At 55.2% G+C, this 20,154-nt stretch carries 23 protein-coding genes; 15 read left to right on the top strand and 8 right to left on the bottom strand.

Features of this window, described 5'->3' with window-relative positions; all coding sequences use genetic code 11:
* Positions 1 to 161 precede the first annotated feature (161 nt).
* The gene (gene mobA / locus ACE5KN_RS07840) at positions 162 to 821 is read left to right on the top strand and encodes a molybdenum cofactor guanylyltransferase (protein ID WP_375525856.1); all 660 of its coding nucleotides are present in this window, start codon (positions 162 to 164) and stop codon (positions 819 to 821) included.
* Here mobA and ACE5KN_RS07835 read toward each other — a convergent pair.
* Positions 809 to 2,281: an aminotransferase-like domain-containing protein gene (locus tag ACE5KN_RS07835; RefSeq protein ID WP_375525857.1), complete on the bottom strand. Its 1,473-nt coding sequence runs from the start codon at positions 2,279 to 2,281 to the stop codon at positions 809 to 811. The genes mobA and ACE5KN_RS07835 overlap by 13 nt on opposite strands.
* A gap of 142 nt (positions 2,282 to 2,423) precedes the next feature.
* Here ACE5KN_RS07835 and ACE5KN_RS07830 point away from each other — a divergent pair, with 142 nt between their 5' ends.
* Both ACE5KN_RS07830 and ACE5KN_RS07825 read left to right on the top strand, forming a co-directional pair.
* Positions 2,424 to 2,879, top strand: a complete 456-nt coding sequence (locus ACE5KN_RS07830; protein WP_375525968.1) for an SRPBCC family protein — start codon at positions 2,424 to 2,426, stop codon at positions 2,877 to 2,879.
* A gap of 295 nt (positions 2,880 to 3,174) precedes the next feature.
* Complete coding sequence (locus ACE5KN_RS07825; protein WP_375525858.1) at positions 3,175 to 3,783, top strand: LysE/ArgO family amino acid transporter; 609 nt, start codon at positions 3,175 to 3,177, stop codon at positions 3,781 to 3,783.
* A 72-nt stretch (positions 3,784 to 3,855) separates the two neighbouring features.
* Here ACE5KN_RS07825 and ACE5KN_RS07820 read toward each other — a convergent pair whose 3' ends face one another.
* The gene (locus tag ACE5KN_RS07820; RefSeq protein WP_375525859.1) at positions 3,856 to 4,686 is read right to left on the bottom strand and encodes a methyl-accepting chemotaxis protein; all 831 of its coding nucleotides are present in this window, start codon (positions 4,684 to 4,686) and stop codon (positions 3,856 to 3,858) included.
* Positions 4,687 to 4,925: 239 nt separating this feature from the next.
* On the opposite strand from ACE5KN_RS07820, the gene ACE5KN_RS07815 reads away from it, so the two are divergent.
* Both ACE5KN_RS07815 and ACE5KN_RS07810 read left to right on the top strand, forming a co-directional pair.
* On the top strand, positions 4,926 to 5,294 hold the full coding sequence (locus ACE5KN_RS07815; RefSeq protein ID WP_375525860.1) for a sigma-70 RNA polymerase sigma factor region 4 domain-containing protein: 369 nt from the start codon (positions 4,926 to 4,928) through the stop codon (positions 5,292 to 5,294).
* Entirely contained in the window at positions 5,246 to 5,515 is a 270-nt protein-coding gene (locus ACE5KN_RS07810) for a hypothetical protein (RefSeq protein ID WP_375525861.1), read from the top strand. The genes ACE5KN_RS07815 and ACE5KN_RS07810 overlap by 49 nt, the downstream gene beginning before the upstream one ends.
* A gap of 6 nt (positions 5,516 to 5,521) precedes the next feature.
* Here the strand turns inward: ACE5KN_RS07810 and ACE5KN_RS07805 are convergent, their stop codons facing one another.
* Genes ACE5KN_RS07805 through ACE5KN_RS07790 form a run of 4 tightly spaced genes read right to left on the bottom strand, consistent with a single transcriptional unit; the run spans position 5,522 to position 7,726 of the window.
* On the bottom strand, positions 5,522 to 6,457 hold the full coding sequence (locus ACE5KN_RS07805) for a 1-phosphofructokinase family hexose kinase (RefSeq protein WP_375525862.1): 936 nt from the start codon (positions 6,455 to 6,457) through the stop codon (positions 5,522 to 5,524).
* 35 nt (positions 6,458 to 6,492) lie between these two features.
* On the bottom strand, positions 6,493 to 6,807 hold the full coding sequence (locus tag ACE5KN_RS07800) for a DMT family transporter (RefSeq protein ID WP_375525863.1): 315 nt from the start codon (positions 6,805 to 6,807) through the stop codon (positions 6,493 to 6,495).
* Positions 6,807 to 7,148: a DMT family transporter gene (locus ACE5KN_RS07795; RefSeq protein ID WP_375525864.1), complete on the bottom strand. Its 342-nt coding sequence runs from the start codon at positions 7,146 to 7,148 to the stop codon at positions 6,807 to 6,809. The genes ACE5KN_RS07800 and ACE5KN_RS07795 overlap by 1 nt, the downstream gene beginning before the upstream one ends.
* Positions 7,145 to 7,726 carry a TetR/AcrR family transcriptional regulator gene (locus tag ACE5KN_RS07790; RefSeq protein WP_375525865.1) on the bottom strand — a complete coding sequence of 194 codons (582 nt, stop codon included), beginning with the start codon at positions 7,724 to 7,726 and terminating at the stop codon, positions 7,145 to 7,147. The genes ACE5KN_RS07795 and ACE5KN_RS07790 overlap by 4 nt, the downstream gene beginning before the upstream one ends.
* Before the next feature lie 223 nt (positions 7,727 to 7,949).
* On the opposite strand from ACE5KN_RS07790, the gene ACE5KN_RS07785 reads away from it, so the two are divergent.
* Positions 7,950 to 8,090, top strand: coding sequence for a hypothetical protein (locus ACE5KN_RS07785; protein WP_375525866.1), 141 nt, complete (start codon positions 7,950 to 7,952; stop codon positions 8,088 to 8,090).
* A 206-nt stretch (positions 8,091 to 8,296) separates the two neighbouring features.
* Here ACE5KN_RS07785 and ACE5KN_RS07780 read toward each other — a convergent pair whose 3' ends face one another.
* Positions 8,297 to 9,715 (bottom strand): phospholipase D family protein, encoded by a 1,419-nt coding sequence (locus ACE5KN_RS07780; RefSeq protein ID WP_375525969.1) that lies wholly within the window; start codon positions 9,713 to 9,715, stop codon positions 8,297 to 8,299.
* Between the two features lie 310 nt (positions 9,716 to 10,025).
* On the opposite strand from ACE5KN_RS07780, the gene fni reads away from it, so the two are divergent.
* The gene (gene fni / locus ACE5KN_RS07775) at positions 10,026 to 11,117 is read left to right on the top strand and encodes a type 2 isopentenyl-diphosphate Delta-isomerase (protein WP_375525867.1); all 1,092 of its coding nucleotides are present in this window, start codon (positions 10,026 to 10,028) and stop codon (positions 11,115 to 11,117) included.
* Positions 11,118 to 11,238: 121 nt separating this feature from the next.
* On the opposite strand, the gene ACE5KN_RS07770 is transcribed toward fni, so the two are convergent.
* Positions 11,239 to 11,589 (bottom strand): DUF2512 family protein, encoded by a 351-nt coding sequence (locus tag ACE5KN_RS07770; protein WP_375525868.1) that lies wholly within the window; start codon positions 11,587 to 11,589, stop codon positions 11,239 to 11,241.
* 164 nt (positions 11,590 to 11,753) lie between these two features.
* Here ACE5KN_RS07770 and ACE5KN_RS07765 point away from each other — a divergent pair, with 164 nt between their 5' ends.
* The 8 genes from ACE5KN_RS07765 to ACE5KN_RS07730 all read left to right on the top strand — a co-directional run bounded on the left by ACE5KN_RS07765 (position 11,754) and on the right by ACE5KN_RS07730 (position 20,144).
* Positions 11,754 to 12,230 (top strand): GNAT family N-acetyltransferase, encoded by a 477-nt coding sequence (locus ACE5KN_RS07765; RefSeq protein WP_375525869.1) that lies wholly within the window; start codon positions 11,754 to 11,756, stop codon positions 12,228 to 12,230.
* 147 nt (positions 12,231 to 12,377) lie between these two features.
* Positions 12,378 to 13,478, top strand: a complete 1,101-nt coding sequence (gene ychF, locus ACE5KN_RS07760; protein WP_375525870.1) for a redox-regulated ATPase YchF — start codon at positions 12,378 to 12,380, stop codon at positions 13,476 to 13,478.
* 479 nt (positions 13,479 to 13,957) lie between these two features.
* Positions 13,958 to 15,025 carry a peptide chain release factor 1 gene (gene prfA, locus ACE5KN_RS07755; RefSeq protein WP_375525871.1) on the top strand — a complete coding sequence of 356 codons (1,068 nt, stop codon included), beginning with the start codon at positions 13,958 to 13,960 and terminating at the stop codon, positions 15,023 to 15,025.
* A gap of 4 nt (positions 15,026 to 15,029) precedes the next feature.
* Positions 15,030 to 15,914 (top strand): peptide chain release factor N(5)-glutamine methyltransferase, encoded by an 885-nt coding sequence (gene prmC, locus ACE5KN_RS07750; RefSeq protein WP_375525872.1) that lies wholly within the window; start codon positions 15,030 to 15,032, stop codon positions 15,912 to 15,914.
* Between the two features lie 98 nt (positions 15,915 to 16,012).
* On the top strand, positions 16,013 to 17,200 hold the full coding sequence (locus ACE5KN_RS07745; RefSeq protein WP_375525873.1) for an FtsW/RodA/SpoVE family cell cycle protein: 1,188 nt from the start codon (positions 16,013 to 16,015) through the stop codon (positions 17,198 to 17,200).
* Positions 17,201 to 17,337: 137 nt separating this feature from the next.
* Entirely contained in the window at positions 17,338 to 17,994 is a 657-nt protein-coding gene (spoIIR, locus tag ACE5KN_RS07740) for a stage II sporulation protein R (protein WP_375525874.1), read from the top strand.
* Positions 17,995 to 18,225: 231 nt separating this feature from the next.
* Positions 18,226 to 19,425: an L-threonylcarbamoyladenylate synthase gene (locus ACE5KN_RS07735; RefSeq protein ID WP_375525875.1), complete on the top strand. Its 1,200-nt coding sequence runs from the start codon at positions 18,226 to 18,228 to the stop codon at positions 19,423 to 19,425.
* A 158-nt stretch (positions 19,426 to 19,583) separates the two neighbouring features.
* The gene (locus tag ACE5KN_RS07730; RefSeq protein ID WP_375525876.1) at positions 19,584 to 20,144 is read left to right on the top strand and encodes a manganese efflux pump MntP; all 561 of its coding nucleotides are present in this window, start codon (positions 19,584 to 19,586) and stop codon (positions 20,142 to 20,144) included.
* The last annotated feature ends 10 nt before the right edge of the window (positions 20,145 to 20,154 follow it).

Genomic DNA, 20,154 nt, shown 5'->3' with positions numbered 1-20,154 from the left:
TACAGCATTAAACATATTACATGAGAAAAAGGAGAAAAACGTCTATCGACGTACATTCAAAGAAGACAGACTGCGTTTAGCGGTAGTTTTTCTTGTGATTTCAGGAATCTTATACCAAGAAGTTTATACTTTTTGAAATCTTCAGAAAAGGGGCGAAGAAGTTGGAGGTAACGGGTATCGTATTGGCGGGAGGAAAATCGTCGCGTATGGGAACGGACAAGTCACGGCTGGAACTGGACGGAATGACTGTCCTTGAAAAAATCGCCGGGGAGCTGCAGCAGGCAGCCGGACGGGTGATTGCGGCAGGCAGCAATGACAGCGGCGTACCGGCAGACCTGGAAACAGTTCCCGATCATTATCCCGGTCAGGGGCCTCTCGCGGGTCTGCATGCGGGACTTCAGGCATCGGAAACCGAATGGAACATCGTATGCGCCTGTGATATGCCGCTTGTGAACGCGGAGGCGCTGCTGGCTTTGCGGGCCGAGGCGGCGAAGCGATGGATTAAAGAAGGGCAGCTGACGGCAGGGGATGAGGCCTGTGACGCGGTGATTCCGGTTATTGGCGGCAGAAGGCAGCCGCTGCTGGCCGCCTATCACCGCCGGGTGCTTCCCGGTCTGGAGGAACGGCTGCGGACCGGCCAGCTGCGGATGCAGGATTGGCTGGATACGATCAATGCAGCGTATGTGGAAGGGAAAGCCCTGGCCGCCTCCGGTCCCCTGTCAGCGGACAAGGTGTTCTTCAATATGAACGAGCCGGACGATTACCGCCGTGTGTGCGAATGGAGCCGGCAGGAAAAAGGCATCGGGGGTCAGGACTCCTGACGTTCAGTCTTTGCCAGCCTGCGCACGATCGCGGAGAGGGCTGGTACAGCGCCGTTCATCTCGGCAGCGGAAGCGTAAGCGTAGGATAAGCGCAGATGCTGCCGGTCGTTCCGGTCATAGAGATCTCCCGGATTCAGTAAAATCCCCTCGGCAAGAGCAGCTTCGAACAAAGCCCGCAGCGGAACGGTTACGGTTAGCTTGATCCATATATAAAAACCCCCGGAAGGTTTGTCCCATTCCGCGATATCGAGGAAGAAGCGGTGCAGCAGCTCAAGCAGATGATCGCGGCGTTCGCGCAGCCTTGAACGGATATGCACCAGATGGGCCTCATGACGGCCGGAGGACAGCCATAATGCGGCGGTTTCCTGAGACAGCATGCTGGAGCCGTAATCCATCTGCATCTTGATATCGGCAAGCCGCCCAATCACGGGCTCAGGCCCGATCACCCAGCCGATCCGCAGCCCCGGGCTGAAGGATTTGGACAGCGTGCCTGTATAAAGCACCCTTCCTTCCGAATCAAGGGATTTCAGGGCAGGTGGAGGTTCATGGTCAATCCAGAGCTCATTGTAGGCCCCATCCTCAATGATGGACAGTCCGGATGCGCGTGCCTGCTCAAGCAGCTGCATGCGTCTTTCCATGCTCATGGTTCGGCCTGTCGGATTGTGAAAGGTCGGATTCGTGTAGAGCAGGCTTGCGGAATATGCCGCAGCAGCATCGGCCAGCTTTTCTGTCTGCAGTCCTTCCTTGTCCATCGGCAGCCCGATGAGCTTCATGCCCGCAGATTGAAAGGCATGAATGGAATAGAGATAGGACGGTTTTTCGGTCAGGATGGCCGCACCACGTGGAAGCAGGCCCACGGAGATCAGGTGCAGGGCCTGCAGGGAACCGGATACAACCAGCACGGAAGCCGCGCTCGCCCGAATCCCGTCTGCGGCCGCATGACGGGCAATCGCCTCCCGAAGCTGAGGGCAGCCCTGCGGTTCGGGATAGCTCAGCCTGCGGCGGCAGCGTGACAGCTCGGCAAGCAGCTGATTGTAGCTGCCATGGGGCAGCAGCTCGGGAGATAGCTCCCCGGTGCCAAGCCTGATGACGCCAGAGGCGGCTTCCATGCGGTTAATCGTCTGAATGACAGGCAGGTTGGGATAGTGGATGCCCTCGTCGGCCGCGTTCATCCAGATTGGAGCCTTTACGGCGGATGTTGATGGCTCCAGCGGCCCGGAACGTACCACGGTTCCCCCGCCGCGGTTGCCTTCCAGCAGGCCGGAAGCGGACAGCAGATTGAGGGCGGCTGCTACAGTGCTGCGGTTGACTCCGAACAGTGCAGACAATGCCCGGTGTGACGGAAGGCGGGTTCCAGGGGGCCATTCGCCATGCAGAACCTTTTCGCGGATATATTGTTCAATCTGTTTATATACCGGGAGCGGAGAAGAAGCATCAGGCTTCCAGTCTGGATTAAGCATGGCGGAACTTCCTTTCACTGAGAGCGTTCTGAACCAGTTAGTCATAACTGATGACTAAGTTCAATATTACTCCCTCTTGATTAAGGATGCGAAAATAAAACATCAAAACAGTTCATGTTTTTTAGGAGAGGGTGTGAACAAGATGCCAGTAATCAGACTTGATACTTTTATAGAAGCTCCGATAAATGTTTGTTTTGATCTCGTAAGAGATGTAGAAATGCACACAAGAACAACCGCAAAAATGAAAGAAAAAGCAGTGGATGGTGTGACAAAGGGATTGTTAAAAGAGGGAGACACTGTTACTTGGGAAGCAATCCACTTTGGGATTAAACAAAGGTTAACGGCTAAGGTTGTAAAAATGGAAGCCCCCTATAAATTTACGGATGTTATGGTCAAGGGAGCATTTCATTCCTTTACGCACACACATGAATTTCTGGAACATGGACAAGGAACGATTATGAAGGATACATTTGAATATAAATCGCCTTTCGGTATTATTGGAAAAATGGCTGATAAGATGTTCCTTGAAAAATATATGCAGCAATTTATTATAGAGCGAGCCAATGAATTGAAGAAAATTGCGGAAGAGATACAGTAATGCAATAGATGGATTCATTGGGAAAGACCCTGGTATTGTTTACCCCCTAAGGGAATACAACCTATTGATTAAATCATTTTATTCAAAAATTGAAAGGCAATAACAACGTCAAAAAACTTGAAAGTATACGCTATTGATTGTAGCCAGTTGTCTGGTGGCTATGGTTTTATAACAAACTGGAAGGCGTCTGAATAATTTGGCTGGATCCGCTGCGGAGATTTGGTTGGTGACAAGCTGACGTTAACGCATTAGAGTATGTACATAAATCAGTTTGTACCAGAGAGGACTTATTCGGATGGAAGCTGCTGTACATGCGTTCCTGCTCGCCATCGGGCTCATTTTGCCCCTTGGCGTTCAGAATGTATTCATATTCAACCAGGGGGCCAGCCAGCCCAGCCTTAGAAAGGCGCTGCCAGCGGTAATTACGGCCGGTGTCTGCGATACGCTGCTCATCTTCCTTGCGGTGGGAGGGGTTTCACTGCTTATGCTGCAGTGGAGCTGGATGACGGATATTTTATATGGAGCGGGCTGTCTGTTTCTGCTGTATATGGCCTGGAGCATCTGGCGTTCGGGACCATCGCGGGCCGGGACGTCTTCCCCGCTTTCTGCCACGCGCCAGGCGGCTTTCGCCGCCTCGGTCTCCCTGCTGAACCCGCATGCCATTCTGGATACGGTGGGGGTTATCGGCACAAGCTCGCTGCAGTATGAAGGAGGGGAGCGCTGGGTCTTCGCGCTGACTGCAGCCCTGGTATCCTGGCTCTGGTTTGCAGGGCTGGCGGCAGCTGGCCGGGGACTGGGGCGGATCGATCCGGCTGGCGGAATCGGCGGGAAGCTGAACAGGCTGTCAGCGCTCGTGATTTTCGGACTAGCTGTATATATGGCGGTCAATTTGTTGATGAAGTAATATATCTGCTTTCTCTCGTGCCGCAAAAAATAGCCGTCTCCCGTTAAGATCATGGAAGACGGCTGTTTCTGTTTATTTATCGGTGCTGACAAGCGATCTTATAAATACGGACAGCTCACCACTGACCGAATTCAACTGGTCAACAACTCTGCTGAATTCAGTAACCAGCTCTGCCTGGGCGTTGGCGGAAGCTGCAATGGATTCGATTTCCCCTTCCATCCGTTTGATGGCATGCTGAACATCCTTCAGGGACACCTCGATATGTTCCGTGGCTTCTTTGGTATGAGCCGAGAGCTTGCGGACCTCGGAGGCCACGACGCCGAATCCGGCCCCCAGCTCACCGACCCGGGCAGCTTCGATGGCAGCATTGAGTCCGAGCAGATTGGTCTGATCGGAAATTTCACGGATAAAACCGGCCACTTTGTTAACCTCCCGGGATTCTGTGACAGCTTGACGGCTGTTATCAAGAATCTGGGTCGAGGCGGCGGACAGCTGCTGTGCCTGGGCGGCTACGCTCTGGATCATATCGACCAGCTGGTTCGTGATCCCATCGATGCTGGAGGTAAGCTGCTCCATTTTTTCTTCATTTTTTAGTGTATAGGCTACTGCCAGTGCTCCGGCGATACTGCCGTCCGTGTCATAAACGGGAACAGCCGCGGAAATAATCGGGAAGCCGTACAGCTCTGCGGGCAGCCGGTTTACGGTAGCACGGCCTTTCAGCGCGTTGGAGAGTGACGGGTCTTCCGGAGGCACAGGATCGCCTTTTTTCAGCTTGAAATCAATGTCCTCAGAACCTGTGTAATAGTGAAAAACCCGGTGATCCGTAATTCCCACCATGATATCTTCCTTGGTCAGACTCTTGAAATATGGCGCGGCAAGCACCAGCGCGTCGATGATGTTCATGGATTCAGCCTCCAGTGATGTTTTGCGTAGGGGTTATGTATCTATCATCGTCAGGACGCAGTGTGGAATGAATGGCGTCTCGGAGGCTTTGCAAAATATTTTTTTATGGAGCTTATTCCGGCGTTAGAACTCCGTATCTTCTTCTTTTTGCCGACGCTGCCCGCAGGGAAATCGTTTATTTTTTTATATAAGAACATGTGTTCCTGTATGGAAATAGAAATTTGTGAGGAGGGAGTCCAATGTGCAAAACGCCTTATGATCTGCCGGATGAACAAATGCCGATTGTCAATTTGTACAGAGCCGAGCTGCGGAAAATCGCCTGGCGGCTGCAATATCGGGCGCGGATGGAACGGAAGCGGGAGACGGCTGTGGCAGTGGAGCGTTTAGCGTCAGGCAGCAGCCTGACTGCGGAGGTGGAAGGACGTATTTGGTTGGAGCAAGTGCTTGATGGACTGCCATCGTCCATCGGTAAAAGAATCATGTGCGGTATCTATGTGGAGGGACTAACCGAAAGGCAGATTGCAGCCAAGCTGCATATGTCACAGCAGGGGGTGAGCCGATGGAAGCGGCGGATGCTGGACCATTTGCGTCGGACCGGGAATTTCTAGAGCTGCTGCACCGTGCCAGACAGAAGGATGCGGGGGCCATGCTGGAGCTGCTGCGCCGATTCGAGCCAGAGGCCGCAGCCCTGGTCCGGCACATTCCCATGGAGAGCGAGGATGCGATGCAGAGCCTGCGGCTGGCCATGCTGGAGCTGTTCGCACGAGCGGAGCAGCTCCCGGCGGCGGCTGATTCTCAAGTCCGGCGTCGTGAAGCAAAGGAGACGTGACGCGGACTACAGCCGCTCCACATGGATGTCCTGCTCCAGGCGCAGGACATCCGCGGGTGTGACCCGGCCGGCCATCGCATGCAGCGCGGCCGCCGTGCCGCAGGCCGCCCCCCGCCGCAGCACGGCGGGCAGGCCGAGGCCCGCCAGGTCGCCGGTCACCAGCCCGGCGACCATGGCGTCTCCGCTGCCAAGCGGGCTGACGATGTCAGCCGCGGGCAGCGTCACGCGGTAGCTGGCGGCGGCGGTGGCCGCCAGCGCTCCGTCCGCGCCAAGCGAGACGACGGCCAGGCCGGCTCCGGCCTGAACGAGCTTGGCAGCAGCTTCGCGCATCGCGTCCGGTCCGCCGCCGGGCGCGATGCCTGCGAAGCGGGCGGCTTCCTCCTCGTTCGGCTTCACCAGGTCGGGCCGCCCGCGCAGCCCCTCCCGGAGCGCCTCGCCGCTGGCGTCGAGCGCCACCCGGGCCCCTTGCGCCTTCGCCAGCTCACAGAGCTCGGCGTACAGCCCCTGCGGGCAGCCGGCAGGCAGGCTGCCGGACAGCACAATCCAGGCGGAATCCGCCGCCAGGAGCCGCACCTTGTCCCGCAGCGCGTCCAGCTCATCCTGCCCGATATGGGGGCCGCCTTCGATAAGCTCCGTCTGTGTGCCGGCAGCCGGGTCCAGCACTGTGATGGCCAGCCGGGTCTCGCCGCGGACGGCAGTGACGAAATCCGCCGTTACCCCTTCCTGCCGCAGCCCCTCGATGAGCATACGGCCGGTATGGCCTGCCGCAAAGCCTGTCGCCCTTACCGGCACGCCCAGCGTATGTATAACCCGGGCGGCATTGACTCCTTTGCCACCGGGTACGGTCACGCTTTCCGTAATCCGGTGCACCCGGTCAGGGCGGAAGCCGGGCACAGTGTAGATTTTATCGACAGCAGCATTCAGTGTAACGGTTGTGATCAACGTTTTTCTCTCCCTGTTTCTGCGGCCGCCGGAGGCTAGGATATCAGTTTCAGTCCGGCGGCGGCGGCCAAAATCATCGCGATAAACAGTATTCTCTTCCAGTCTCTGTCCTCACCATACAGAAGCATGCCGACTACGGTGCTGCCGACGGTGCCAATCCCTGTCCATACGGCATAAGCCGTGCCCATCGGAAGGTATTGCATCGCATAGCTGAGCAGCGAAAAGCTGAGCAGGAACGAGAGACCCATCAGGGCAAAGGAACGCCACCCTTTACCCATGGTAATGCCCTTCATGCCGATAACGCCCAGCACTTCAGAGCTGCCTGCAAGGATTAATGCGAACCAGGCCATCAGGCGTTCCCCCTTTCCCGAGCCCCTGAGTCGGTCACAAGCTTCAGGCCGACTACTCCGGCAAGCAGCACTGCAGTCAGGAGCACCTTCAACCAGTTAAAGGGCTCGCCGAACACCAGCATTTCGGCCGCAACCGTTCCGGCGGTGCCGAGTCCCGTAAAGACGGCATATACCGTGCCCACGGGCAGGCGTCTGGCCGCCTGTATAATCAAATAAAAGCTGGCTCCAATAGCCAGTACAGTGATGATCCATTCTATTGGTGTGACGGCATGCTTCAGACCGGACACCCATACGACCTCTATGATACCTCCCAAAATAACGTACAACCAGCTGCGGTTCATTTTGTCTCCTTCTCCTTTGAGCAATTCATGCCCTGCCAAAATATAGGCCAGGCGGCGTTGACACGTCTGCGATATTTATCCGGGCCTACGAACAGCAGTTCCACGGCTGTGCCGTCAACGAGTGTAATGTAAGCCAGTGCAGCGTTGTCTGCCTCAGCAGTGCCTCGATCCTCCAGCCGGCGCAGCAGCCGAGCAAGCAGCCGCTCCAGACGCTCCAGAAACGGACAAACGATATCCATCACTTCATCACACAGCGCCGGCGGCGGGAAAAAGCACATCCGCAGTACCAGCTTCGCCGTGCTGCTGCCCTCGTACTCCTTTTCCAACCAGTCAAAAAAATCTCTTAACAGCGCCTCGGTGCCTGCATTGCGGCAGTCGGCAAAATAGCTGAAAATTCTGCGTGACTCCAAATGGAATGCATGCACAACCACCTTCAGAAACAGATCCTCCTTGCTCTTGAAATGCGCATACAGCGAAGGCTTGCGGATGCCTACCTCATCAGCGATGCTGCCGAGAGAGGCGCCTTCGTAGCCATGCTTTGCAAAATGGGACAGAGCAACATCCCTTATATGTTCCATACGCACTGCATTTATTCACCTACCTAACGGTCGTTAGTTTATATTCTCACAGTTCGTGTAATATGTCAAAGGGCGGAAGCTGCCTAATATTTTTTGATCGGAAGGGTAGGAGGCGGCATGCTTATTTTTCACATTTTTTGAATTTGCACTGTTATGTTTTCGCCCGGGAGGGATCAAATATTTAGGACGACAAAAAGGCGGGGATTTTCTTGTGTACGCACAGATGAAAAAAGAGATGGGAACCGCCGCCGTCTTGTCCAAAGAAGAAGCGCTGGAGCTGATGATGAGTCATTACGGGGACAGTACACTCAGGCTCGTCTATCTTTTGGTCAAAGACCGGAGTATGGCGGAGGACATTACCTAGGAGGTCTTTTTGGGCTGCAACAGCGAATTCGGCATCAGGTGGCCCTGCAATCTGCCGCAGTTTGATCCGGACGAAGGAGCAGGCTGCCGCCCGCTATAGGCAATAACAACGGGAATCATTAAAGACAGCGCTGCATATAAACAGGGATGTCTCGGCAAGCCTTTAGGCTGCCGGACATCCCTGTCTTCTAGGATTCGATTTTAACGCTAGAACGTCGTCAACCCCAATATGTCCTGAAGCCGGTACAGTATTCCTTTCACAAAGGTGGTATTGTCCCGGTAAGCGCTGAGATCCAGGCTGTACTCGGCATCTTTGTTTTCCCACAGTCTGTCAAAATACTGCCGCACCTCCAGCGCCAGCGGACTGTCAGGCGGAGCCGTAACCTTGAGCATGCTCTCCAGGTTGTAATCATCCAGATTGCGTGGAGTAAAATTGGACGATCCGCCGAATACGATATCGTCTTCATTCGCTTTATCGATGTAGAGCAGCTTGGTGTGGTACTGCTCTTCCGTTGTATTATACCAGCGGATTTTAATGTCTCCCCCGGTCTCCTTGTTCAATTCGGCCGCAACCGGACGATTGGGAATGCCGATCTTCTCCTGGCCAAACGCATTCTGGTTGGGATCAAGCAGCAGTCTGATACGCACGCCGCGTAAAGAGGCATTCTTCAGGGCATCCAGTACGGCACGGTCTGCGAGGTAAAACATCCCCATATCAATGGTGTCCCCGGCCTGGCTGCCGTTTATGGCTTCCAGCACCCGGGCGTACACCTTTCCTTCCGTAAGATAGGACAAGGTATAGCGGCCCTGACGGGAATCATGCACGGCTGGACTGTGGTAGGCCGGCAAGCGGCCTCCGCCGGAAAAATTCAGGACTGCCTGCTCTGTCTTCAAAACATCCCCGATCACCGGTCCGGATACTTCAAGCGCTATATTCGAATGATAGACACTGGCGTCATGCACATTGCCGGAAGAGATGAGAGCGGATTTCTCACTGGCCAACACCTTGCGGTGATTGGCCTTAACATTCATAAGCTTCAGATAGGAGCGCAGCGTCATCTTTGGCCCCTGGTCGGCCATCAGATTCGGCAGCCAGCCATGCCCTTCCTGTCCGAACCACTGGAAGAAGGTGCGCCATACTGCAGAATATACCGGTGTAGAATCTCTGAGCGGGTCGACATCCGTCTGAATGATACGGATACCTGCCCGCTTCATGCGCTCCAGCAGCTCATTCGGGGCGGAACGGTAATTGGTGTTTACTTCATCGGTTATAAAAACGATATCCATTGCCGGATGTGATCTTTTTTTGGCGATTAGATGATCGGCCAGACGGGCGCTGACTGAAGGGAACTGCTGATTTTTATGTGTATAATCATTGAACAGGAACAGATCGATCACGAGAAACTGCTCCGCCTCATCCACGATATGGAGCATTCTGTCTAAAATCCGGCTCTCATGCCTGATCTTCCCCGAAGGCAGCGGATAGGTCAAATCCGTCCAGAAATCGACGCGGTCCGTCCGGTAAACGGGGCTTTCGTATGAAATCATAGGCGGCAGGGGTTTATGTGTCTGATACAGCATCACGGCGATCAGCCATGCAATCAGGCAAAAGACAGCCGTAATCATGATGGTTCGTATATTCAGGTGCCTGAATGCACGCGCCCCAGGTCGTGTTCGTACGAGTTTCGGCAGCATAATTTCATCTCCTTCAATGCAGGGAATGCCATGATGAACACCCTGTCTTGCTGTCTAACTATTAACGCCGGCGTCTGAAGTTGACACAGTGGGTGAAAATTCCTTCTGCCAACATCGTCCATAATTGAGGTTCCTGCCGTTATATTTTGATTTGTAAATGAGGCCTGATGTTATACTGTCTAAATAGGGAATACAGAATGGAGATAAATGATTAACCGATAATCGGATAAGGGAGCTTTACATGAGTGATCAAACTAATGAAAATCGGCGTGGAGTAAAGGAAGGCGAATCACTGCTGCCCACAGGGCGGACCGGAGAACGAAAAATAGAGCATGTGCGCCTGTGTCTGGAAGAGGACGTAGCGGGACGGGGCATCACAAGCGGCCTGGAGAGGTATGCGTTCAGGCATAATCCATTGCCTGAGCTTGATTTTGCATCCATTCGTCTGGACAGCACCTTCCTTGGGCGGACTGTGCGGACACCGCTGCTGATCAGCTCGATGACAGGGGGCAGCGCGGAAACGGGGAGAATTAACGAGCGACTTGCGTCCGCCGCCGAAGCCAGAGGCTGGACGCTTGGCGTCGGATCGGTGCGGGCGGCCGTGGAAAAGGAAGAGCTGGCCGCTACCTTTAATGTCAGACGCTTTGCTCCCAATATCATGGTGATTGCCAACCTTGGTGCAGTACAGCTCAATTACGGATACGATGAGGAAATATGCCGCCGCGCCGTGGATATTGCGGGGGCGGATATGCTCGTTCTTCATCTGAACGGGATCCAGGAGGTGTTTCAGCCTGAAGGAGATACCAACTTCTCCGGGCTGCTGAAGCGGATAGAGCGCATATGTCGAAATCTCTCCGTGCCTGTGGGCGTCAAAGAGGTTGGCTGGGGCATCGACGGTGAGACAGCTTCGAGGCTGTACTCGGCTGGGGCGGCGTTCATCGACGTGGCAGGCTCGGGCGGGACAAGCTGGAGCCAGGTCGAGAAGTACCGCAATCCCGATCCCGTCAAACGGGCGGCGGCGGAAGCCTTCGCAGACTGGGGCAACCCGACTGCGGAGTGTATTGTTGAGGTAAGCGCGCTTGAAAGCAAGGGGGCCATCATCGGCAGCGGCGGACTGCAGAGCGGCGTGGATGCCGCCAAGGCCATTGCGCTGGGAGCGGATTTGGCGGGCTTCGGGCGCTCCTTGCTCGGCTCGGCCGTTGCGTCGGAGCAGTCGCTTCACGACAGGCTGGCCCAGGTGGAGCTGGAGCTGCGGACGGTCATGTTCGGCATTGGGGCTGCCGATGTGGAGACGCTGCGGAACACTCCGCGGCTGCGTCGAAAATCATTTTAACGTTTGTGCACACTCCCTAAGCTTCAAATGCAATAGAGGATAAAAAACAGCGGCATCCTGATTTTTCGGGGTGCCGCTGTTTCTGTCCCGGGCTACAGGTTCACCGTTTTTGCGCCAGGCTTCAAGCTCGCTGTTTCTTAACCGAACCATCATCACGCAGCAGCCAGATGTGAAAGAAGTACTCAAAAATGGCTGCCAGCACCGTAATCATCAGCATATCGGTAAATGAAAGGGTCCAGCCCGCAGCGCCGCCGATCAGCCACAGCATCAGAAATACCAGACCGGCATCCGCAAGGGTCGCCACTTTATTGCCCATACTCGGCAAAATCAGTAAATCGCCGATCGCATAAGCGGTAATCCAGATTCCGAGCGCGGTAAACAGGGCTCCGACCAAAGAAGCATCAGAAAGTAATACAAGCAGTGCGGTAATCATGATCCCGTGCACTGCCAATTTGGCGAGCAGCTTGTCCATTCTTTTCCCTCCTTTCCTATATTGTGTATGTTAATGTCAGGACTATGCACTTCAGATGATGTATTTGAATGGCATTCGTACTATACTCAAAGGTATACTCTTAGGATTCAAGAAGGGCGTCTCTCTGGCCTTCATACAATCCGATGCTAAAGGGGATGGGGCCAATGATTTCACTTAAGCCGATGAACGAAGAACAATATGGGCGTTTTGAGCAACGAACGATTAAAGATTTTGCGGAGGATAAAATAAAGGCAGGGACCTGGACTGCAGCGGAAGCGCTGGAGCGCTCCCGGGAGAGCATACGTAAATTTTTGCCTGAAGGACTGGACACGCCGGATGCTTATTTATATGCCATCGTACTTAATGAAGATGGAAAAGATCTGGAGATCGGGGACATTTGGTTTAATATCATGCAGCACCCATGGGGCAGTGAGGCATTTCTGCTGGATATTCTCATCTATGAGGAATATCAGGGGAAAGGCTACGGCAGGCTGACCATGGCGGCATTGGAAGAAGAGGCACGCAAGGCAGGGGCAACCCGAATCGGTCTGCACGTGTTCGGACACAATGATAGGGCGCTGCACCTGTATAAAAGCGTTGGGTACACCGTTACGGATATCCAGATGAGCAAAGAGATTTAACGGCATGCACAGGCCAGCTTCTCCGGTTGCCGCCTGCACAGGTTGTCCTATATAATGTGGGTTGGTGTATCCAAAGCGGTCTGTCTTCATTGAATGTACGTCGATAGACGTTTTTCTTATTTCATATAAACGGGAGTTGTTCTTACTATGGCTTTAAAAGCAGGAATTGTCGGGCTGCCGAATGTCGGCAAATCGACGCTGTTCAACGCGATCACGCAGGCCGGCGCCGAATCCGCCAACTATCCCTTCTGCACGATCGATCCGAATGTCGGCGTGGTCGAAGTTCCGGACGAGCGTCTTGATAAATTGACGGAGATGGTCGTGCCGAACAAAACGGTGCCGACGGCCTTCGAATTCGTGGATATTGCCGGCCTTGTACGCGGCGCGAGCAAGGGAGAAGGCCTGGGCAACAAGTTTCTGGCCCATATCCGCGAGGTGGACGCGATTGTGCATGTCGTCCGCTGCTTCGAGGATGAGAATATTACGCATGTCGACGGTAAAGTGGACCCGGTCAGCGATATCCAGACAATTAATCTTGAGCTGATTCTTGCCGATCTGGAGAGCGTGGACAAGCGGATTGACCGCGCCCGCAAGAATACGAAGGGCGGCAACAAGGCAGCTCTTCAGGAAGTGGAAGTGCTGGAACGCCTCAAGGACACGCTGTACAACGACAAGCCGGCGCGCAGCCTGGAGCTGACGGATGACGAGAAGCTGCTGGTCCGCGATCTGCACCTGCTTACCATGAAGCCGGTGCTGTATGCGGCGAATGTCAGCGAGGACGGCGTGACGGATGCGGACAGCAATCCATATGTTCAGCAGGTCCGCGAGTTTGCAGCAGGAGAGAACGCCGAGGTCGTGCCAATCAGCGCCAAAGTGGAGGCTGAAATCGCCGAGCTGGAGGGCGAGGACAAGGCCATGTTCCTGGAGGAGCTGGGACTGGAAGAGTCGGGGCTCAACCGTCTCATCAAGGCCGCATACCGTCTGCTCGGGCTGTACACTTACTTCACGGCCGGGGTACAGGAGGTTCGTGCTTGGACGATCCGCAAGGGCACGAAGGCTCCGGGCGCGGCAGGCGTCATCCACAGCGACTTCGAGCGCGGTTTCATTCGAGCGGAAGTAGTGTCTTATGACGATCTGGTGGCGGCGGGTTCCATGAACGGGGCCAAAGAGCGCGGCCAGCTGCGTCTGGAAGGCAAGGATTACGTCGTGCAGGACGGCGACATCATGCACTTCCGTTTTAACGTTTAATTTAAAGTGCGAGTTCAAAAAGTCAGGTTTTCAGCACCGAAGCCTATGCTTTCGAAGTGCGTTTTTTCAAAACGCTTAAGTTGGATGAAGCTAGGGACTGAGGAGCGGAGCGTACGTGGGGTACGTGAGCACCGGAAGGCCCGGCTGAATTCAAGATTCGATGTCGAGTCCGCTTCCTGACTTCCTTCGTGATCAAAAGATGACTTTTTGAACTACCTCTTAAAATCATGCAGGCGGGGCGAAGCTCCATATCCCTTGCCTTCGGGCGGTCGCAGCCGGGCAGTGAGTCCCGGGCGGCCGCTTTTTTTTCGTATTATTCCGATCTGGGGGCATGATTGAACCAGTCTGAAATTTTTTCTGGAAACGCAGATTTGTCAGTAGTTATCCACTTGTTAAGATGGTATAATAAAGTGTTGAAAAGATAGTAATTGTATAAAAACATAGATATGAAACTTTGATGAATAAAGAGGTGAATTCCCTTGTTGGATCGACTGCAATCTTTAGTGGACCGCTATGAGAAGTTGAGCGAACTGCTTTGTGATCCGGATGTGGCAAACGACAGCAAGAAGCTGAGGGATTATTCCAAAGAACAATCTGATTTGCAGCCTGCCTACGAGGCTTATACAGAATATAAAAATGTGACGGAAGAGCTGGATGCCGCCAAAGCGATGCTGGCTGAGAAGCTTGATGACGAAATGCGCGACATGGTCAAAATGGAAATCGAGGAGCTTTCCGCCCGCAAGCAGGAGCTGGAAGAGAAAATCCGCGTGCTGCTGCTGCCCAAGGACCCGAACGACGACAAGAACGTGATCGTGGAAATCCGCGGCGCGGCCGGCGGGGATGAAGCGGCCCTGTTCGCCGCTGATCTCTACCGTATGTATACCCGTTACGCGGATACCCAGGGCTGGCGCGTGGAACTAATGGATGCGAACATGAACGATCTCGGCGGCTTTAAAGAGGTTACGTTCATGATCAACGGCCGCGGGGCGTACAGCAAGCTGAAATTCGAAAGCGGCGCGCACCGGGTGCAGCGGATTCCGGCCACGGAGTCAGGCGGCCGTATCCATACATCCACGTCTACGGTAGCGGTGATGCCTGAAGCGGAAGAAGTGGATATTGAAATTCTTGACAAGGATATTCGTGTCGACACCTTCTGCTCCAGCGGTGCCGGCGGACAGTCTGTTAACACGACCAAATCCGCCGTGCGCGTAACCCATATTCCGACCGGCATTGTAGCGACCTGTCAGGATGGCAAATCGCAGAACTCGAACAAAGAGAAGGCGCTGCAGGTGCTGCGTGCCCGTATCTATGACATGATGCGCCAGGAAGAGGAAGCCAAGTATGCCGGCGAACGCAAGAGCAAGGTAGGGACGGGTGACCGCAGTGAGCGGATTCGCACCTATAACTTCCCGCAGAGCCGTGTAACTGACCATCGGATTGGTCTGACGCTGCATAAGCTTGACCATGTCATGAACGGCGAAATCGAAGAGATCGTATCGGCGCTGACCATTGCGGAGCAGTCCGATTTGATGGCACAAGAGGTATAAAGCTTTGGAACGCGCGACTTATCGGATTGCACCGGGCCGGAGCATCAGAGAAGCCTTATCTGGGGCTTCTTCTTTTTTGGCGGCTGCCGGAGTGATGGAGCCGCAACATAACGCGCGGCTGTTGCTGGAGCATGTGCTTGAACTGGAGGGGGCGGCGTTCTACGCCGAGATGGGCCAGCCTTTTCCGGCGGAACGTACGGCAGATTGGGAAGCGGTGGTGAACCGCAAGGCGGCGGGAGAGCCGGCGCAGTACATTATCGGCTCCCAGGAATTCTACGGCCGTCCCTTCAGCGTAACTCCGGCGGTGCTGATTCCCCGTCCGGAAACGGAGCTGCTGGTGGAGGCCATCATGCAGCACGGAGACCGGCTGTGGCCGGGCGGTACGCCGCATGTGCTGGATGTTGGTGCCGGCAGCGGCGCAATCTCCGTAACACTGGCGGCGGAAAGACCCCGCTGGCGGGTGTCGGCCGGGGATATTTCGGCGGCTGCGCTAGCGGTGGCGGCACGGAATGCGAAGGCGAACGGTGTCACCGTGGATCTGCGCGAAGGCGACCTGCTGCAGCCCTTCACCGGGGAAACAGTGGACATTCTGGTGTCCAACCCGCCATATATTCCCGCTGCTGACATTGAAGGTCTGCAGCGGGAGGTACGTGATCATGAGCCGCGCACGGCGCTGGATGGCGGGCCGGATGGTCTTGATCCGTACCGGGCGATGGTGGGCCAGCTGCCGCTGCTGGCGGCTCCGCCGCGCCTGATCGGCTTCGAGCTCGGCATGGGGCAGGCGCGGGAAGTGGCCCGTCTTCTGGAAGAGACAGGTCATTGGGGCCGTATCGTCATCGTGCCTGATCTGGCGGGAATCGAACGGCATGTGCTGGGAATAGCAGACTGAGCTGCATTTTATTTTTGGCAGCCGATCCTTTACAATGAAGGTAGCTGAATGGTTGGAGTTGTTGGATCAATGTTCAGAATTCGCTTCAGGGGGAAACTATGCTTCAGAAATTTAAAAGAATCGACGGCCCCATAATTACCATTTTGCTCTTGTTGATGGGGATCAGTGTTGTTGCCGTATATAGTGCAGGCCGTTATTGGGCTGGGCATCAGAACGATTATATCAGTATTATTGTTAACTATGCGATTGGTTTTGTGGCGCTGGCCGGTATGACACTGCTTGATTTCCGCATCTTTATCAAATATGCGAGATATATCTATCTGGGCGGCCTGCTGGTGCTGCTGCTGGTGTTCTTTTTCGGGGAAAACCTGAACAATGCGCAAGGATGGCTGAGAATTGGGGGCATCAGTATTCAGCCTGCCGAGCTTTTCAAGCTCGCGCTGATCATCAGTCTGGCCTACATGCTGATGATCAGACGCCAGAGCGAGCTTCGTTTTGTCCGTGATGTGCTCCCGATCGGCCTGGTGACGTTTGTCCCTTTTGCTGTTGTCATGGCGCAGAACGATTTGGGGAATGCACTCGCTTATCTTGTCATTCTTATAGGCATGCTGTGGATCGGCAACGTGAAAGCATCTCATGCGCTTATTGGTCTTATTATATTTACGGTAGCGGTAGTTGGGGGAATCAAGGCCTATACTACCTTTCATGAAGAGATATACACCTTTATGAAAGATATAGGCCGGCAGCATTGGACAGATCGCCTCGATCCATGGCTCATGCCGGATGAAGCCAGCGCTGCGGCCAAGTGGCATACGGAGAACGCCAAGCTGGCGATTGCGTCCGGCGGCATGACGGGTGAGGGCTTTTTAAAAGGGTCTTCAGTACAGTCCGGCCGTGTGCCGTACACTTATTCTGACTCCATATTTGTGGTGATCGCGGAGGAATTCGGCTTTGTAGGCTCTTCGGTGCTGCTGCTGCTCTATTTTATCCTGATTCACCGCATGATTTTGATCGCACTGGAATGCAGGGACAAGACAGGACCGTATATTGTGGTCGGAGTCGTATCCATGCTGTTGTACCAGATATTTGAGAATATCGGCGCCTTTATCGGCATCATGCCGCTGACAGGCATTACGCTGCCGTTTATCAGCTATGGCGGCACGTCGCTCCTGATTAACATGGCGAGCATGGGGTTGATCATGAGCATCCGTGTTCACGGGCAGGAAATAGACGATGATCTGCCTGATCCGGCCCGGTCACGGACGATCAAGCAGGCGCAGCTTTAATACAGGAATGTTCACAGGGGTTCTTTCTCTTGCGGGAGAGGGGCCCCTGTTTTTTTGAGATTTAGTAGATTGCTAGGTTTATCCCCCCGGCAGGTGGACATACTGGTAGACATAAAGACGACCGGGGGGAAACGGGAATGAAGACGGTATTCAAACAAACTGCAATTATTCTAGTATGTTTATTTATATTAGTAATGTCCTGGGAGGGGCAAAAAGTAGATGCAGCCGTACCCGGCTGGGTACAGCAGGCCGCGGTAATTCCCCATGATTCGATCCGGCTCCGTATTCTTGCCAATTCCGATCTGCCGGCGGATCAGCTGGTTAAATTACAGGTCCGGGATGCGGTGGTAGCCGAGATGAATACCTGGATTGATGAGATGGAGCAGCCGCGAAGTCTGGAGGAAGCACGGAGCATCGTACGGACACGGCTGCCGGAAATCCGGGAAACGGTAGGCCATGAGCTTGCCCGACAAGGACTGACGTATACGTATAACGTAGAGCTGGGACAGGTCCCGTTTCCGACTAAAATTTATGGCAGCAGGGTATATCCGGCCGGGCAATACGAGGCCGTCCGCATTACACTGGGAGAGGGTGCAGGCAAGAACTGGTGGTGTGTGCTGTTTCCTCCCCTGTGCTTCGTCGGGGCGGATAACTCCCCGGGAGCTGCCAAGGCCGCTGCAGCCGGTGAAAATGACGGACAAGGCGAGAATAAAGAAGAGCAGGTTGAGGTACGCTTCTATCTGGTGGATAAAGCGGTCGAGTTTTGGAATTGGGTTAGCGGACTGTTTGCGTGAAGAAGGCAGAAAGTATAAACTTCAGAGAAATGTCCTCTGGATATCACAGGAAAACTTCAAGTCAATGTGTAAATATGGCCTGTAACGTAAGCAAAATTTCCGGTGATGCGGTCTATCTTTAGAAATGTGCTCGATAAACGTTTTTCCTGCTATGTTATAATGGGAGGACGAAAGTAATTCTCTGAGTGATGGGCAATTGAGCCCAATCAGGAAAGCATAGGATGAACAATTATGAATGATGACCAAAAACTGCAGTCTGAAGCTCCTGGCGGCCAGCCGCAAGCCGGGCAGCGTCCGACGTACTGGTGGAATGTGAAAAATCTGGAGGAAACCGTGGCGGACGGTACTGAACTGGGAGGGAGCTCGTATACAGGGCATCCCTCCCAGTTTGCGGCGTTGGCCTTGCGGGAAGCCGCTGCGTTGCTGCGTGCGGGCGATACGGTCGCATTCCCGACGGAAACCGTATACGGCCTCGGTGCCGACGCCCGCAATACCGCCGCTGTGGAGGCGGTTTTTGCCGCGAAGGGCAGGCCTTCGGACAATCCGCTCATCGTGCATATAGCGCGGCGCGGCCAGCTCGATGAGCTTGTGCAGCAGGTGAACGGCACGGCCGAAGCCTTGATCAAGGCGTTCTGGCCCGGGCCGCTCACGCTGGTGCTTCCGGTCAAGCCGGGCGTGCTGTCCCCGCGCGTAACGGCCGGGCTGGACACGGTCGCCGTCCGGATGCCGGACCACCCGGTGGCGCTGCGGCTGATTGCCGAGGCGGGCTGCCCTGTGGCGGCGCCAAGTGCAAATCGCTCGGGCCGCCCGAGCCCGACGACTGCCGAGCATGTGCGCGAGGACCTGCAGGGCCGGATCGGCGGCATCGTCGATGGCGGCCCTACCGGCGTGGGGCTGGAGTCGACCGTGGTGCAGGCCGGTGACGACGGCACCGTGACGATCCTGCGCCCCGGCGGCATCACCGCGGAGCAGCTCGCCGCCGTCTGCCCGGCCGTCACAACCGACCCGGGCCTGGCGGGCGCCGCCGGCCCCGACGCCCCGGCTCCGCGCTCGCCGGGGGTGAAGTACACGCATTACGCGCCCAAAGGGCGTTTAAGCGTGGTGGAGGGCCCGTCCCCGGCAGCGGTGACGGGCCTGATCCGGCGCGAGCTGGCCGTAGCAGGGGCCAGCGGAGAGCGCACGGCCGTGCTCGCTTTTGACGAGCATGCGGCCGATTATATCGGGCAGCGTGTATACTCGCTTGGCAGCCTCGCCACGCTGCAGGAGGCGGGGCAGCGCCTGTACGGGGTACTGCGCCGCTGTGACGAGGATGGCATCACCTTCATCCTCGCTGAGGCCTGCCCTCCGCACGGGCTGGGCGCGGCCGTCATGAACCGGCTGCTGAAGGCGGCCGGACACCGGGTGATCCGCGCAGAGGAAACCCGCGGGTAGCCTGCAGCACCTGAAGAGCCGTACCGGAACGGCCGCGATACCGAAACAGCCCGTTGCTGCCACACGCCTCAGCGCCTTCTCCATGAACACAGCATGTACTAGTTTCCTCCTTGTCCGCATATCGTGTACAGATTGAAAATGTACATGGAGGAATGAACATGCTTGAAGCCACTTCCCATATGGGACAACTTCTGACCGTTCTGATCATGGCCTTTGCGCTCGGGATGGATGCCTTTTCGCTCGGAATCGGTGTAGGGATGAAGGGCGTGCGGCTGAACGATATCCTGCGGATCAGTACAGTCGTTGCTTTGTTCCACATGGTGATGCCGCTGCTGGGCATGTTCACGGGGCATTTCATGAGTGAGGTGCTCGGGCATGTTGCGGCGTATGCGGCTGGTGGACTGCTCATTTTGCTTGGCTGTCATATGATATATAATTCGATATATGGGAGCAGCGTTACGCTGCTGGATTACCGATCTTCCGTCGGAGTGATTCTGTACTCCCTTGGCGTGAGCATGGACTCCTTTTCGGTGGGCGTTTCTCTTGGCATGTTCCGGAGCAATCTGCTGCTGACGGTTGCCGCCTTCGGCGGGGCCGGCGGCTTGATGTCGGTTCTGGGACTCCTGCTGGGAAGACGCGTCAGCCGTAATTTGGGTGAATACGGAGAGGCGATCGGCGGGGCCATTTTATTCGCCTTTGGAATGATGTTTATTTTTTAATTTACAATTA

It is taken from the genome of Paenibacillus terreus (assembly GCF_042138595.1).
GTDB lineage: Bacteria > Bacillota > Bacilli > Paenibacillales > Paenibacillaceae > Paenibacillus > Paenibacillus terreus.
This window is presented reverse-complemented; position numbering and strand designations above follow the sequence as displayed.

What these genes read in the sequence shown, in the direction of transcription:
- ACE5KN_RS07835 (WP_375525857.1), bottom strand. Translation starts at nt 2,281, where the DNA reads ATGCTTAATCCAGACTGGAAGCCTGATGCTTCTTCTCCGCTCCCGGTA.
- ACE5KN_RS07830 (WP_375525968.1), top strand. Translation starts at nt 2,424, where the DNA reads ATGCCAGTAATCAGACTTGATACTTTTATAGAAGCTCCGATAAATGTT.
- ACE5KN_RS07825 (WP_375525858.1), top strand. Translation starts at nt 3,175, where the DNA reads ATGGAAGCTGCTGTACATGCGTTCCTGCTCGCCATCGGGCTCATTTTG.
- ACE5KN_RS07820 (WP_375525859.1), bottom strand. Translation starts at nt 4,686, where the DNA reads ATGAACATCATCGACGCGCTGGTGCTTGCCGCGCCATATTTCAAGAGT.
- ACE5KN_RS07815 (WP_375525860.1), top strand. Translation starts at nt 4,926, where the DNA reads ATGTGCAAAACGCCTTATGATCTGCCGGATGAACAAATGCCGATTGTC.
- ACE5KN_RS07810 (WP_375525861.1), top strand. Translation starts at nt 5,246, where the DNA reads ATGGAAGCGGCGGATGCTGGACCATTTGCGTCGGACCGGGAATTTCTA.
- ACE5KN_RS07800 (WP_375525863.1), bottom strand. Translation starts at nt 6,807, where the DNA reads ATGGCCTGGTTCGCATTAATCCTTGCAGGCAGCTCTGAAGTGCTGGGC.
- ACE5KN_RS07795 (WP_375525864.1), bottom strand. Translation starts at nt 7,148, where the DNA reads ATGAACCGCAGCTGGTTGTACGTTATTTTGGGAGGTATCATAGAGGTC.
- ACE5KN_RS07790 (WP_375525865.1), bottom strand. Translation starts at nt 7,726, where the DNA reads ATGGAACATATAAGGGATGTTGCTCTGTCCCATTTTGCAAAGCATGGC.
- ACE5KN_RS07785 (WP_375525866.1), top strand. Translation starts at nt 7,950, where the DNA reads ATGAAAAAAGAGATGGGAACCGCCGCCGTCTTGTCCAAAGAAGAAGCG.
- ACE5KN_RS07780 (WP_375525969.1), bottom strand. Translation starts at nt 9,715, where the DNA reads ATGATTACGGCTGTCTTTTGCCTGATTGCATGGCTGATCGCCGTGATG.
- fni (WP_375525867.1), top strand. Translation starts at nt 10,026, where the DNA reads ATGAGTGATCAAACTAATGAAAATCGGCGTGGAGTAAAGGAAGGCGAA.
- ACE5KN_RS07770 (WP_375525868.1), bottom strand. Translation starts at nt 11,589, where the DNA reads ATGGACAAGCTGCTCGCCAAATTGGCAGTGCACGGGATCATGATTACC.
- ACE5KN_RS07765 (WP_375525869.1), top strand. Translation starts at nt 11,754, where the DNA reads ATGATTTCACTTAAGCCGATGAACGAAGAACAATATGGGCGTTTTGAG.
- ychF (WP_375525870.1), top strand. Translation starts at nt 12,378, where the DNA reads ATGGCTTTAAAAGCAGGAATTGTCGGGCTGCCGAATGTCGGCAAATCG.
- ACE5KN_RS07745 (WP_375525873.1), top strand. Translation starts at nt 16,013, where the DNA reads ATGCTTCAGAAATTTAAAAGAATCGACGGCCCCATAATTACCATTTTG.
- spoIIR (WP_375525874.1), top strand. Translation starts at nt 17,338, where the DNA reads ATGAAGACGGTATTCAAACAAACTGCAATTATTCTAGTATGTTTATTT.
- ACE5KN_RS07735 (WP_375525875.1), top strand. Translation starts at nt 18,226, where the DNA reads ATGAATGATGACCAAAAACTGCAGTCTGAAGCTCCTGGCGGCCAGCCG.
- ACE5KN_RS07730 (WP_375525876.1), top strand. Translation starts at nt 19,584, where the DNA reads ATGCTTGAAGCCACTTCCCATATGGGACAACTTCTGACCGTTCTGATC.